General features: G+C 74.1%; 11 protein-coding genes. 4 read left to right on the top strand and 7 right to left on the bottom strand.

Features of this window, described 5'->3' with window-relative positions:
- Positions 1-20: 20 nt before the first annotated feature.
- Together ACIP9D_RS27790 and ACIP9D_RS27785 are read right to left on the bottom strand one after the other, a co-directional pair.
- On the bottom strand, positions 21-1,490 hold the full coding sequence (locus ACIP9D_RS27790) for an NADH-ubiquinone oxidoreductase-F iron-sulfur binding region domain-containing protein (protein WP_350874101.1): 1,470 nt from the start codon (positions 1,488-1,490) through the stop codon (positions 21-23).
- A 6-nt stretch (positions 1,491-1,496) separates the two neighbouring features.
- Complete coding sequence (locus ACIP9D_RS27785; RefSeq protein WP_350874221.1) at positions 1,497-1,844, bottom strand: pentapeptide repeat-containing protein; 348 nt, start codon at positions 1,842-1,844, stop codon at positions 1,497-1,499.
- A gap of 1,550 nt (positions 1,845-3,394) precedes the next feature.
- On the opposite strand from ACIP9D_RS27785, the gene ACIP9D_RS27780 reads away from it, so the two are divergent.
- Positions 3,395-4,840: an alpha-amylase family protein gene (locus tag ACIP9D_RS27780; RefSeq protein ID WP_350874100.1), complete on the top strand. Its 1,446-nt coding sequence runs from the start codon at positions 3,395-3,397 to the stop codon at positions 4,838-4,840.
- A 165-nt stretch (positions 4,841-5,005) separates the two neighbouring features.
- Positions 5,006-5,920: a L,D-transpeptidase gene (locus ACIP9D_RS27775; RefSeq protein WP_350874099.1), complete on the top strand. Its 915-nt coding sequence runs from the start codon at positions 5,006-5,008 to the stop codon at positions 5,918-5,920.
- 6 nt (positions 5,921-5,926) lie between these two features.
- Here the strand turns inward: ACIP9D_RS27775 and ACIP9D_RS27770 are convergent, their stop codons facing one another.
- The 4 genes from ACIP9D_RS27770 to ACIP9D_RS27755 are packed head-to-tail and all read right to left on the bottom strand — an operon-like array spanning position 5,927 to position 9,424.
- A complete protein-coding gene (locus ACIP9D_RS27770) occupies positions 5,927-6,550 on the bottom strand; it encodes a response regulator transcription factor (RefSeq protein ID WP_350874098.1) in 624 nt (207 codons plus the stop codon).
- A complete protein-coding gene (locus ACIP9D_RS27765) occupies positions 6,547-7,686 on the bottom strand; it encodes a sensor histidine kinase (protein WP_350874097.1) in 1,140 nt (379 codons plus the stop codon). Before ACIP9D_RS27765 ends, ACIP9D_RS27770 begins: the two co-directional genes overlap by 4 nt.
- Positions 7,687-7,712: 26 nt before the next feature.
- Complete coding sequence (locus ACIP9D_RS27760; RefSeq protein WP_350874096.1) at positions 7,713-8,522, bottom strand: ABC transporter permease; 810 nt, start codon at positions 8,520-8,522, stop codon at positions 7,713-7,715.
- A 2-nt stretch (positions 8,523-8,524) separates the two neighbouring features.
- Positions 8,525-9,424 (bottom strand): ABC transporter ATP-binding protein, encoded by a 900-nt coding sequence (locus ACIP9D_RS27755; protein WP_350874095.1) that lies wholly within the window; start codon positions 9,422-9,424, stop codon positions 8,525-8,527.
- Positions 9,425-9,483: 59 nt separating this feature from the next.
- On the opposite strand from ACIP9D_RS27755, the gene ACIP9D_RS27750 reads away from it, so the two are divergent.
- Complete coding sequence (locus tag ACIP9D_RS27750) at positions 9,484-10,452, top strand: alpha/beta hydrolase (RefSeq protein ID WP_400451205.1); 969 nt, start codon at positions 9,484-9,486, stop codon at positions 10,450-10,452.
- Between the two features lie 83 nt (positions 10,453-10,535).
- Complete coding sequence (locus tag ACIP9D_RS27745; RefSeq protein WP_350874093.1) at positions 10,536-11,678, top strand: site-2 protease family protein; 1,143 nt, start codon at positions 10,536-10,538, stop codon at positions 11,676-11,678.
- A 139-nt stretch (positions 11,679-11,817) separates the two neighbouring features.
- Here ACIP9D_RS27745 and ACIP9D_RS27740 read toward each other — a convergent pair whose 3' ends face one another.
- Positions 11,818-13,056 carry an FAD-binding protein gene (locus ACIP9D_RS27740; RefSeq protein ID WP_350874220.1) on the bottom strand — a complete coding sequence of 413 codons (1,239 nt, stop codon included), beginning with the start codon at positions 13,054-13,056 and terminating at the stop codon, positions 11,818-11,820.
- Positions 13,057-13,151 lie beyond the last annotated feature (95 nt).

The following is a 13,151-nucleotide window of genomic DNA, read 5'->3' as shown; positions in this document are numbered from 1 at the left end:
CGTCTCCGTTCGTCCGGTCGCTACTCGGCCTTGGCCAGCCGGAGGGCCAGCTCGGGGCAGACCTTGACCGCCTTCATCGCGCCCTCGCGCAGCCACGTCGGCACCGGCGTCGGCGGGAACGCCGGGTACCCGTTGCCGTCCAGCCGGATGAAGTCCGGCACCACGTGCGCGCAGAGCCCGTGCCCGTCACAGCGGGACCAGTCGAGGGTCAACTTCTGCGGGTTCGGGTCGGGAGCGCCGGGCAGGCCCATCACGGCCCTGACCCGCCGGCCGCACCCCTCGCCCGTGGCGTGCAGGCGCAGGTCCTCGACGAAGACCTCGATCGCGGAGAGCGCGAAGCGGGACGTACCGTCGGGGTGGCTGCACGCGCCGCGGCCCTTCACCTCGCCGGCGGCGGCCCGGACGACGTCGGCGGGCTGGCTGCCGGCGACCGCGAGGTCCACCGCGCGGGCCAGGTCCGGCAGGCCCATCCGGCACGGGCCGCACTGGCCGGCGGATTCGCCGGCCAGGTAGCGCACCACCTGGGCGGCCTCGCCGAGCGGGCAGGTGTCGGGGCCGAGCGGGATGATGATGCCCGCACCCAGCGTGCCGCCGACCGCGGCCAGCCCCTTTCGGGAGACCTCGGCCCGGTCCGCCGCCTCCGGGGTGATCCATTTGCCGTGGTAGCCACCGGTCAGGATGCCCGGGCCGTCGGGCACCTCGCAGAGGTCCAGGATGTCCCGCAGCGGGGTGCCGGCGGCGCACTCGACCACCGCCGGCCGGCCGGCCGCGCCGGTGACGGTGAGCAGCACCGTGCCGGGCTCGTCGTCGGTGCCGAGGGCGGCGTACTCGTACGGGCCGAGCCGGGCGGCGACGGCGAGCTGGGCGTAGGTCTCCGCGTTGGAGAGCAGGGTGGGCAGCCCGCTCACGCCGGAGTCGCTGGACCGCTTCTTGGTGCCGGGCGGGATGTGCGGCAGCCCGTTGATCCCGTTGACCAGCGCGCCGCCCTCGCCGGAGATGAACCGGTGCGGAACGGTGACGATGCTGGTCGGCACCGGCATCCGCCGCTCGGCGAGCGCCTCCATCAGCGACTCGCGGCCCACCCCTTCGTCGGCCGTACCGATCACGATCTCGTCGGCGTCCAGCGCGTACGCGGCCAGCGCCGCGCCGTCCAGGATCAGGTGCGGAGCCCGGGTGAGCAGCACCTTGTCCTTCCAACTGGCCGGCTCCCCCTCGGTGGCGTTGACCACCACCACCGCGCTGAGGTCCTGCCGCTCGCAGGACTCCAGCACCGCGCGCAGCTTGCGGGCGAACGGAAAGCCCGCCCCGCCCTTGCCCTTGAGCTGGATCCCCTCGACGAGCCGGAGCAGGTTGGCCGGTTCCATCGGGCCGATCGGGCCGTGCACCTCCTCGTGCGCGGCCAGGTTCAGCCGACCGAACTCGGCGAAGCCGGCGGTCAGCCGGGGCTCGCCGACGCAGGCGACCGGGGGGACGGTGGTGCGCGTCGTCACTTCGCCTCACCCCGCAACCCGGCCCAGTACGCCCCGTCCACCGCGTCCGCGTTGGCCCGCTTGCGGCGCGACCGGCCTTCGCCGGCGGCCCGGCGGGCCCGCCGCGACGCCAGGTCGACCAGGGTGGGGGTGTCGTCGACGGGCGGCGCCACCTCCTCCGGCACGTACCGGGCCGGCGGGCGCCAGTAGTCCGGCTCCTCCGGCTGGTCGTCCTCGGCGCTGTGCCGGCCGGCGCCGCTGCGCGGCGCGCCGGAGATCGGACCGGCGGAGATCGGCTCGACCGAGATCGGCCCGGCGGAGATCGGCCCGGCGGAGATCGGCTCGCCCACCTCCCAGCGGCGCGGGCTGTCCCACGGCTCCTCCGGCTCGTCGGTCCGCCGCCGCGACGGGGTCTGGTACCGCGTACCGGCGTCCACCTCGTCGGCCGCGCGGCGGCGCCGCCGGCTCGGCACCGGGGCCTGGGCGCCGGTGCGCTCCTCGTCGCGACGGGGCGACTCCTGCTGCTCCGCGCGGCGGCGCCGGGACCGGCCCGCCGCCGGCTCCTCGTCCCGGTACCGGGACGACTGCCGGCCGGCCGGCTCGACCTCCGCGGTCCGTCGGGCGCGGCGGGCCGCCGGCGCCGACTCCTCGTCGCGCCGTTTGCGGCTGGACCGCGCCGGCTCGCCCAGGGTGCCCGGCTCGGGCACCACCGGCACGGCGAAGCGCTGCGGGTCGCGGCGCCGATCGCCGGTCGACATCGAGAACTCGGCGGTGGTCTGCGCCCACTCGGCCTCCCGGCGCTCCCGGGCGGCCTGGGCCTCGCGCTTGGCGTCGGCGCGGCGGCCGAGGCCGGCCAGCACCGACCGTCCCTTGCCGTCCTCGGCCGGCCGGCCGGCGAGGGCGCTGTTCATCGCGGCGGCCTGGTACTGCTCCCGGCTGCGCCGGCCGAGGGTCACCGAGAGCCGGACGAGCAGCGCCAGCACCACCAGCAGCACGCAGGCCAAATAGCTCAGCGTCACCCAGGACTTCGCCGGGCGGCCGGCGTTCAGCCCGTGCAGCAGGGCGAACGGCCAGGAGAGGTACGCCAGGGAGTGCAGCGCCCGCCAGAGCCACTTCGGACCGACGCCGGCGAAGCGTGCCCGGACCACGCCGGTCCAGAGCACCGAGACCATCAGGAGGGCGGCGACGGTGCCGAGCCCGACGTAGAGTCCGCGACCACCGACGAACGGCACCACCGCGTCGGTGCTCGCCGCCCGCCCAGTCGCGATCTTGGTGAGCGCGTGGAAGAGCAGCCCGACGATGCCGAGGACACCGGTCGCCCGGTGCGCGGACTGGAGCAGCACCCGGTGCCGGATCAACAGCACCAGCCGGTCCGTGGCCAGCAGGCCCAGCATCACGGTGAGGCTCAGCGCGACCAGGGTGACCACGCCGGCGAAGAACTCGGTGAAGAAGAAGCCGTACGCGTACGCCCGCTGGCCGGCTCCGGTGAGCATGATCGCCGCCCACGCGGCGGCGAGCGCGGAGACGATCAGCGCCGCCACGGCGGACCGTGACCGGCCGCGGACCCCCCGGCTGCTCTCGCTGGTCCGGACGGTCGCCGGCTTCTGATTCTGCTTAGCCCGGGCCATCTGCTCCTCGATCGTCTAACGGCGGCGCACCGCCCGACCCTGCTCCCCCATCGAGTACGGACCGGCGGCGCGGACGGATCACCGGTCGCGGAGAAATTTCCACCGCCGGATCGAACCGGCCGGCACCGTGACGCGTGTAAGCGACCTCGACGCAACGACGGGCGTCCATGCGTTGACAGTCGCTGCAACACGCTTGTAACCTTTCGGAAAATTTCAGCCCTCGCTGCAAGATTCCGGCAGACGTGGGCGTCCTCCCCCGCCGCTCCACCCGTCCTCCCACCCCCGTCAGGAGTCGCGATGCATCGACGCCGATGCCGATCGGCGATCCTCGCCGTCGGCATGATCGCCAGCCTGCTCGTTCCCACCGTCGTGACGGCACCCCCGGCCGTCGCGGCCCCGAGCGGCAGCAAGAAGGTCATCGTCCAGCTCTTCGAGTGGAACTGGCCGTCGGTCGCCGCCGAGTGCCAGAGCACCCTCGGCCCGAAGGGCTACGGCTACGTCCAGGTCTCCCCGCCCCAGGAGCACGTCCGCGGCTCCCAGTGGTGGCTGGCGTACCAGCCGGTCAGCTACCGGATCGAGTCCCGCAAGGGCACCCGCGCCCAGTTCCAGTCCATGGTGAACACCTGCCACGCCGCCGGGGTCAAGGTGATCGTGGACGCCGTGATCAACCACATGTCCGGGCAGGACGCCGGCGGCACCGGCTGGGCCGGTTCGTCGTACGGCCACTACGACTACCCGGGCAGCTACCAGTCACAGGACTTCCACTACTGCGGCCGCAACGGCAACAACGACATCGCCAACTACGGCGACCGCTACGAGGTGCAGAACTGCGAGCTGGTCAACCTGGCCGACCTGAAGACCGAGTCCGACTACGTCCGGGGCCGGATCGCCGGCTACCTCAACGACCTGCTCTCCCTCGGCGTCGACGGGTTCCGGATGGACGCCAGCAAGCACATGCCGGCCGCCGACATCGCGGCCATCAAGGCCCGGCTGTCCCGGCCGGCATACATCGTGCAGGAGGTCATCCACGGCGCGGGCGAGCCGATCCAGCCGACCGAGTACACCGGCAACGGCGACGTGCACGAGTTTCGCTACGGCAAGGACCTGGCCCGGGTGTTCCGCTCGGAGCGGCTGGCCTACCTGAGCAACTTCGGCACGGGCTGGGGCCACCTGCCGAGCGGCCCGGCGGCGGTGTTCGTGGACAACCACGACACCCAGCGCGACACCGGCGGGGTGCTGACCTATCGGGACCGGGGCATTTACGCGCTGGCCAACGCCTTCATGCTGGCCTGGCCGTACGGCTCCCCCACGGTGATGTCCAGCTACACGTTCAGCAACCGCGACCAGGGCCCGCCCTCGGACGGCAACAACAAGACCCTGAACACCACCTGCTACTCCGGCTGGGAGTGCGAGCACCGCTGGCCGGTGATCGCCAACATGGTCGGCTTCCGCAACGCCACCGAGGGCGCGGGCGTGACCAACTGGTACGACAACGGCAACAACCACATCGCCTTCAGCCGGACCGGCAAGGGCTACCTCACCGTCAACGACGAGGACCAGGCGATCACCGGGCGGTCGTACTCCACCGGGCTGCCCGCGGGTCGCTACTGCGACGTCATCCACGGCACCTTCAGCAACGGCTCGTGCAGCGGCCCGCTGATCACCGTGGACGCCAACGGCTGGTTCACCGCCAACGTCCCCGCCCACGACGCCATAGCCATCCACACCAACGCCCGCCTCTAACCCCCACCCCCACCCCCTGCCCTGCCGGCCGCACGGCGTTGATCAAGAGGTTCGCGTCAGTTTCCGCCCGGATCCTGACGCGGACCTCTTGATCACCGGTGTTGATGGTGGGCTTTTTGTGGGGAACGGGGCTGGTGGGGGTGGTATCGGGCATAGAGTGGTTTCGTGTCGTTTGACCGAATGAAGTCCCGGCGGCGGGGTGGGTGGATCGCCGCCGGCATCGGCGTACCGGCGCTGCTGGTGGCCGCGCTGCTCACGGGCCTGGCCCTGACCCCCGATGCGGAGCCGACCGGCGGACAGGCGGCGCCGCCGGCCACCGCGCAACCCGCGCCGAGCAGTGCCGACCAGGGCACCGACGAGAGCGTGCCGCCCGCCGCGCCGGCCCCACCCGGGCTGCCGGTGATCACCTACGATCCGGCGCCGGCCGGGTTCCCGGCGGACCCGGCCACCATGGACACCACGCCGCTGACCGAGGGGCTGCACCCGACCCGGGAGATCGCGGCCTACAACGCGCCCGGCGGGCGACCGGTGGCCCTGCTCGCGCCGACCATCAGCGGCGTCGAGCTGACCATGCCGATCGCCGACCGCCAGTCCGGTTGGACGGCGGTGCTGCTGCCCTCGGCCAACCGCCGGCTCGCCTGGCTCCCGCCCGGCGGCTTCACCACCGTCGCGCTGCGCGACCAGATCGTGGTGGAGCGCGGCCGGCACCGGCTGACCTGGTACCGCGCCGGCCGGGCGGTGCGCACCTGGGAGATCAGTCTCGGGCAGCGCGGGCAGGAGACGCCGCTCGGGCGTACCTTCATCCTCGGCCGCACCCCGCCCCCGCAGGACGTCTACGGCGGGGTGGACATCTACGCCCTCGGCTCGGTGCCCGACGACCCGGACTCGGTCCCGGCGAGCCTGCGCGGCGCGCACATCGGCCTGCACACCTGGTACCACGACGGCGAGCTGGGCGAGAACACCACCAACGGCTGCATCCGGCTGACCCGCAGCGGCCAGCGGGAACTGCTGGCCGAGGTGCGGCCCGGCAGCAGCGTGGTGGTGGTCGAGGCGCTGCCCGAGCCGCCGCCCACCGCCTAGGCGGGTTCAGTCGCCGAGCAGCCAGCCGTTCTGCTCGGCGATCCGGACGGCGGCGGCCCGGTTGCGCGCGCCGGTCTTGCCGATCGCCGCGGAGAGGTGGTTGCGCACCGTCCCCTCGGACAGGTGCAGGGTCGCGGCCAGGTCGGCGACGGTGCCGCCGCCCCGGGCCGCCCGCAGCACCTCGGTCTCCCGCTCGGTCAACGGGCTGGCCCCGGTGGCGAGCGTCTCCGCCGCCAGCGTCGGGTCGACCACCCGCAGGCCCGCGTGCACGCGCCGGACCGCCTCGGCCAGCTGCCGGGCCGGGGTGTCCTTCACCACGAAGCCGCTGGCGCCGGCCTCCATCGCCCGCCGCAGGTAGCCCGGCCGACCGAAGGTGGTCACCACCAGCACCCGGCAGGAGGGCAGCGCCGCCCGTAGCGCGGTCGCCGCGGCGATCCCGTCCATGCCGGGCATCTCCACGTCGAGCAGCGCGACGTCCGGGCTGGTCCGCCGGGCCTCCGGCACCACCTCGTCACCCCGCCCGACCTCGGCCACCACCGTCAGGTCCGGTTCCAGCGAGAGCAGCGCGGCCAGGGCGCCCCGGACCAGCGCCTGGTCGTCGGCGAGCAGCAGCCGGATCGGGGCGCTCACCGGGCGTCCGCCGGCAGCCCGACCCGGAGCAGGAAGCCGGGGCCGTCCGGTCGACGGCCCACCGTCACCGTCGCGTCCAGCCGCTCCGCCCGCTCGCGCAGACCGACCAGCCCGTGCCCGCTGGCCGCCGCGTCCGACGTGGACGGTCCGCGGCCGTCGTCGCTGATCTCCACCTGGTCCGCCCGGACCCGGATCGTGCAGCACCGCGCCCCACTGTGCCGGACCACGTTCGTCACCCCTTCCCGCACCGCCCAACCGAAGAGCTGGTCGCGCTCCGCCGGCAGCTCCGGCAGCTCGGTCGGCAGCTGCGCCGCGATGCCCGCGGCGGCCAGCGCCGCGCGGGCGCCGGCCAGCTCCTCGGCCAGACGCACCCCCCGGTACGCCCCGACCGTCTGCCGCACGTCGGCGAGGGCCGCCCGGGCGAGCCGCTCCACGTCGGCGATCTCGCTCGCCGCCCGGGCCGGGTCCACCTCGATCAACCGGCCGGCCAGCTCGGCCTTGATCGCCACCACGGTGAGCGAGTGGCCCAGGATGTCGTGCAGGTCCCGTGCGGTTCGGGCCCGCTCCTCGGTGACGGCGAGCCGGCCGATCTGTTGCTGGGCCGCCTGGAGTTCGCTGTTGCGCTGCGCCAGCCGGGCGAAACCGAACATCGCGAACGAGGCGAGCAGGACGGCGAAGGTGATGGTGCTCTCCGCCTCCCAGCCCGGCACCAGCCCGGCCGCGACCAGCGGCGTGACGGCGGCGGCCGCCACGACGGCGAGCGCCCAGCCGCCCGGCAGCAGCAGCACGGCCGCCGCGGCGACGAAGACCAGGGTGGTCAACCAGTCCCCGTCGGTGCCGGGGATCCCGGCCACGCCGAGCGCCAGCAGACCCAGCAGCGCGGCGACCGCCCGGCCGCGCGGGATCGGCCGGCCGGCCTGCCGCAGCCCCCGCACCCACTGGAAGAGCAGCACGTACGCGACGCCGAAGGCGACCACCGTGCCGACCCCGACCACCCGGCGCCACGGCTCGGGCTGGCGCAGCGCGGTGGCCACCGGCACGTTGAGGAAGAAGAGCCAGACCGCGGCGAGCAGCCAGCCGGTGACCCGCCATCGGCGGCTCACCGGCCGGGGCTGACCCGGCATGACGACGTCCATCGGGTCCACGCTAGCCGTCGGCCCGCTCAGACCCGCGCGGTGTCCCGGCGGAACAGCCGGGCGGCGCCGACCGTGAAGACCGCCGTCCAGGCGAGCAGGTTGACCAGCGCGCCGAGGCTCACCCCGTCGCCGGTCAGCGGGGCGCGGGCGACCTCCCCGAGGCCGTAGACCGGGGTGTACCGGGCCACCTCGGCGAGCACCTCGGGCAGCACCTCGACCGGGACGAAGAGCCCGCCGAACATGGCCAGCACGGCCAGGATCGGCCCGATGAACTGCATGACGTTCTCGGCCGGCACCAGGTAGCCGATGAAGAGACCGAAGGCGGCGAAGACCAGCGAGCCCAGCCAGGCCCCGAGGCCGGAGAGCAGCCAGACGTGGGCGGGCAGCCGTACGCCGGCGGCGGCGCCCACCGCGAACTCGACGCAGACGGCGAGCAGGCCGAGGGCCATCGCGGTGGCGACCTTGGTGGCCACGTACGCGGTGGGGCGCAGCGGGGTGAGCCGCAGCTGCCGGCTCCAGCCCAGCGCCCGCTCGGTGGCCACCGCGGCGCCCGCGCTGGTGGTGGCCACCATGGCCGCGTAGACGGCCAGGCTGACCATGACGTACGCGATCACCGGCCGGCCGTTTTCGAGATCCTGGCCGCGCTGGGGCAGGCCGAAGATGAGGAAGAAGACCGCCGGCATGAGCAGGGTGAACGCGAGGGTGCGCCGGTTGCGCAGCACCCGGCGCAACTCGATGCCGAGCACGGCCGGGGAGAACCCGCCCAGGGCGGGCGGGCGCCGGGTGGCGGTGTCGGAGCGGTCGGTGGTGGCGGTCGCCGGCAGGGTGGTGGTCATCGTCAGGCTCCGGGGTGGTCGGTGGTGAGGGCGAGGAAGGCGTCCTCGAGGTTGCGGGAGGTGATCTCCACGTCCCGGGCCGCGGTCCGGGTGAGCAGGTGCCGGGCGACCCGGTCGGAGTCGCCGGTGTGCAGCAGCACGCTGTCGCCCCGGACCTCGACCGCGTCGACACCGGGCAGCGCGGCGAGCGCGGCCTGGTCGGCGTCGGGCAGGGTGGCCCGGACCAGCCGGCCGGCGGCCAGGTTCTTGATCTCGGCGGTGGTGCCGTCGGCGACGATTCGCCCCTGCCGGACCAGCACGATCCGGTCGGCGTACGCGTCGGCCTCGTCGAGGTAGTGGGTGGCGAAGATGACCGTCCGTCCGGCCCGGGCGTCGCGCCGCAGGGCCTGCCAGAACTCGCGGCGGCCCTCGACGTCCATCCCGGTGGTCGGCTCGTCGAGCACCATCAGGTCCGGGTCGGGCAGCAGGGCCAGCGCGAAGCGCAACCGCTGCTGCTGACCGCCGGAGCAGCGGCCCACCACCCGGTCGGCGATGTCGGCGATCCCGGCCCGCTCCAGCACCTCCTGCGCCGGGCGGGTACGCCGGTAGAAGTTGGCGGTCAGCCGGACCGTCTCGCCGACGGTCAGGTCCTTGAGCAGCCCACCGGTCTGCAACACGGCGGCCACCCGGCCGTGCGCGATCCCGTCGACCGGGGGGCCGCCGAGGATCCGCACCCGGCCCGCGTCCGGGCGGGCCAGGCCGAGCAGCATGTCGATGGTGGTGGTCTTGCCGGCGCCGTTCGGACCGAGGAAGGCGACCACCTCGCCGGGCTCCACCCGCAGGCTCAGCCCGTCGACCGCGGTGACCGCGCCGAAGGTCTTGGTGAGGCCGCTCAGCTCGACGGCCGGATGCGTACTGGTCATGACAGCCATGCTCCGGCGCGCCCGGTTCCGGGGCCCGGAGCGCGCGTCACCTTCCGGGCATGACATTTGTCAGGGGCCGGTTTCCCCGTCGCGGGCCGGGCCGGCAGGATTCCCGCCCCGCCAGCCGGGTAACCGCGCGTTCCGCGCACCGCGACACCGGGGAGGGGACGCTGATGGGCAGCGCGCCGCTGGGAGATGTGGACACCGTCGTACTGGTCCACGGGCTGTGGATGACCCGGCACAGCTGGGAACGGTGGGTCGACCGGTACGCCGAGCGCGGCCTGCGGGTGCTCGCCCCCGCCTGGCCCGGGATGGAGGGCGAGGTCCAGCAGCTGCGCGACGACCCCACGCCGATCGCGCAGCAGCGGATGGCCGACATCGTGGATCACTACCAGCGGGTCATCGCCGAACTCCCCCGCCCGCCGATCATCATGGGGCACTCGTTCGGCGGGCTCTTCACCCAGGTCCTGGTCGACCGGGGCCTCGGCGCGGCCGCGGTGGCCATCCACCCGGCGCCGATCAAGGGGGTACTCAAGCTGCCGCTGAGCACCCTGCGCTCGGGCTTCTCGATCCTGCGCAGCCCGGCCAACCGGCACCGGGCCGTCCCGTTCACCCAGGACGACTTCCACTACGCGTTCGGCAACACGATGAGCCGGGCGGACTCCGACCGGGCCTGGGAGCGTTACGCCGTACCCGGCGCCGGGCGGGTGCTCTTCGAGGGCGCCTTCGCCAACCTCGACCCGAACAGCACCGCCGAGGTCGACACCCGCCGGGACGACCGGCCACCGCTGCTGCTGATCGCCGGCGGGGCCGACCACGTCGTTCCGCCCGGCGTGGTACGCAGCAACGCCGCGCTCTACACGAAGTCCCGGGCGCTGACCGCCTTCCACGGCTTTCCCGGGCGATCGCACTTCACCGTCGGGCAGGACGGCTGGGAGGAGGTCGCCGACTACGCCCTCGACTGGGCGCTGCGCGCGGCCGCCCTGCCCCGCCAGGCCACCATCGCGTCCGAAACCCCCCGACCCTGACCGAGCGGCGACGGCTCGACCAACCGGATCCGGTCACCGCCGCCGCTGGGCATAGCGACACGCTTCGGGGGTATCACGGGAAGATGAGGGCGAGCTTCCGACTTGGCCGGATCGCGGGCGTACCCGTCGGGGTCAACTGGAGCGTCCTGGTCATCTTCGCGTTGATCGCCTGGGGGCTGGCGGCCAACCAGTTCCCCCGTTCCTATCCGGACCGCCCGGTGGTCCTCTACGTGCTGGCCGGGCTGGCCGCCGCGGTGGTCTTCTTCGTCGGCCTGCTGGCCCACGAGGTCTCGCACGCGGTGGTGGCCAAGCGCGAGGGGCTGGAGGTCGGTGGCATCACGCTCTGGCTCTTCGGCGGGGTGGCCGAGTTGCGGGGTGAGGCGAAGAGTCCGGGCGCGGAGCTGCGCATCGCCGGGGTGGGCCCGCTGGTGAGCCTCTGCATCGGGCTCTTCTTCGGCGCGTTCGCCATCATCTTCGCCCTGGTCGGGCCGGGCGGCCTGCTGCTCGGCGCGTTCGCCTGGCTGGCCGGCATCAACATCCTGCTGGCGGTCTTCAACGTGCTGCCGGCCGCCCCGCTGGACGGTGGGCGGCTGCTGCGCGCGGCGGTCTGGAAGTGGACCGGCGACCGGACCAAGGCCTCGGTGGTGGCCGCCCGGGCCGGTTGGGTGCTCGGCGCGCTGCTGATCGGCCTCGGCCTCTGGCAGTTCCTCTCCGGCGTCGGGTTCGGCGGGCTCTGGCTGGCCCTGATCGGTTGGTTCCTGATCGGCGCCGCCGGGATGGAGGAGCGGCAGGCCCGGATGGGCAGCGCGCTGCGCGGCATCCGGGTCACCGACGTGATGACCCCGCAGCCGCAGACCGCGTCGCCGGAGATGACCGTCGCCGACTTCGTCGACCACTACCTCTTCGCGTACCGGCACTCGGCGCTGCCGCTGACCGAGAACGGGCGGCCGATCGGCCTGGTCACCCTCGACCGGGTGCGCGGCGTCCCGGCGGACCAGCGGGCGACCACGACGCTGGCCGAGGTGGCCTGCCGGCCCGAGGAGCTGGCGCTGGCCGAGCCGGAGGAACCGCTGAACCACCTGCTTCCCCGGCTCAGCGAGTGCGCCGACGGGCGGGCGCTGGTGGTGAGCGACGGCCGACTGGTCGGCATCGTCTCCCCCAGCGACATCAGCCGCGCCGTACAACGCGGCACCGTCCGCGACCAAGTAACCGCCGACCGCCGCTAACCCCCCGGGGCCCCGCGCGCCCGCCTCCGTCGATCAAGGAGTTGTGGTGCCGGTTTCGCGCCGCATGCACCCTTTGCCAGGCACCACAACTGCATGATCGACCAGTGGTGGGGGCGCGGGGGGTGGGGGTGGCGGGGGGTTAGCGGGGGAAGTGGTGGTCCAGGAGGTTGGTGCGGAAGGTGCCGGTGGGGTCTAGGCGGGTCAGCAGGGCGGCGAAGTCGGCGTGGCGGGGGTAGGTCGCGGCAACCTCGGCCGGGGCGATCCCGAAGACCTTGCCCCAGTGCGGACGCGGCCCGAACGGCGCCAGCCGCTCCTCGACGGCGGCCAGCACCGGCAGCACGGCGTCGGCGTCGTCGATCCAGGTGAAGTGGATCGCGAGGCTGTCCCGGCCGTGGTTCGGGCTGAGCCAGAGCTGGTCGGCCGCCACGGTACGCAGCTCGCAGATCTGCAGCACCGGGGCGATCAGGTGCGCCACCGGGTCCAGCGCGGCGAGCGCCTCGGCCGCCACCGCACGCGGCACGTGGTACTCCGACTGCAGCTCGTCGCCGCTGCTCGGGGTGAAGCCGAGCCGGAAGTGCGGCAGCCGCTCGTGCCACGGCCCCAACTCGCCGAGCTGCGCGGTGCAGTTCTCCGCCGGCATGCCGGGCACCGGGTGTCGGGGGGTGTCGGCCGCCGTCGTACCGAGCCAGCCGGGCGGCGGCGCGGGCTGCTCAACCCGCTGCTTGCGCCACACCTGGCCGATGAGCGGCGAGCGCCAGTCGGTGAAGAGGCTGACGCTGTACGCCGAGCTGAGCGCGGCGTCCACCTCGGCGCGGGGCAGGTCGAGCTGGACGTACTGGCGGATGTCGAAGGCCGGCAGAACGTCGAGGGTGACGCGGGTGACCACGCCCAGCGCGCCGAGCGAGACCACCATGCCGGCGAAGGTGTCCCCGTCGGTGTCGCGGTCCACCCGCAGCAGTTCGCCGTCGGCCGTGACCAGCTCCAGCGCCGCGACGGCGGTGGCCAGGTTGCCGTTGGCCACGCCGGAGCCGTGGGTGCCGGTGGCGATCGCCCCGGCGACCGAGATGTGCGGCAGCGAGGCCAGGTTGGCCAGGGCGTACCCCTCGGCGTGCAGCCGGGTGGCGACGTCGCCGTAGCGCAGGCCCGCCGCGACGGTGACCGTACGCCGGTCCCGGTCGATGGTGATCTCCGGCGGCAGCCCGGCGAGGGTGACCAGGTCGCCTCGGCTGTCCCCGAGCCGGTTGAAGGAGTGCCCGCTGCCGACGGCCCGGATCCGTTCGCTGCCGGCGACCAGCCGGCGCAGCTCGTCGACCGTCGTCGGGCGGTGGAAGCGGCGGGCGGCGTACCGGACGTTCCCGGCCCAGTTCTGTCGGGGCACGTCCGCGGGGCCGCTCCCGGCGGCTTCCGGCTCGGCCGTCTGGCGCTGTCCCACGTCCCTGACCCCCCCGCTCCTGAGCGTGGCCGCCGGCGGCA

Origin of the sequence: Micromonospora sp. NPDC093243 (genome assembly GCF_044753725.1) — a bacterium.
Lineage (GTDB): Bacteria > Actinomycetota > Actinomycetes > Mycobacteriales > Micromonosporaceae > Micromonospora.
This window is presented reverse-complemented; position numbering and strand designations above follow the sequence as displayed.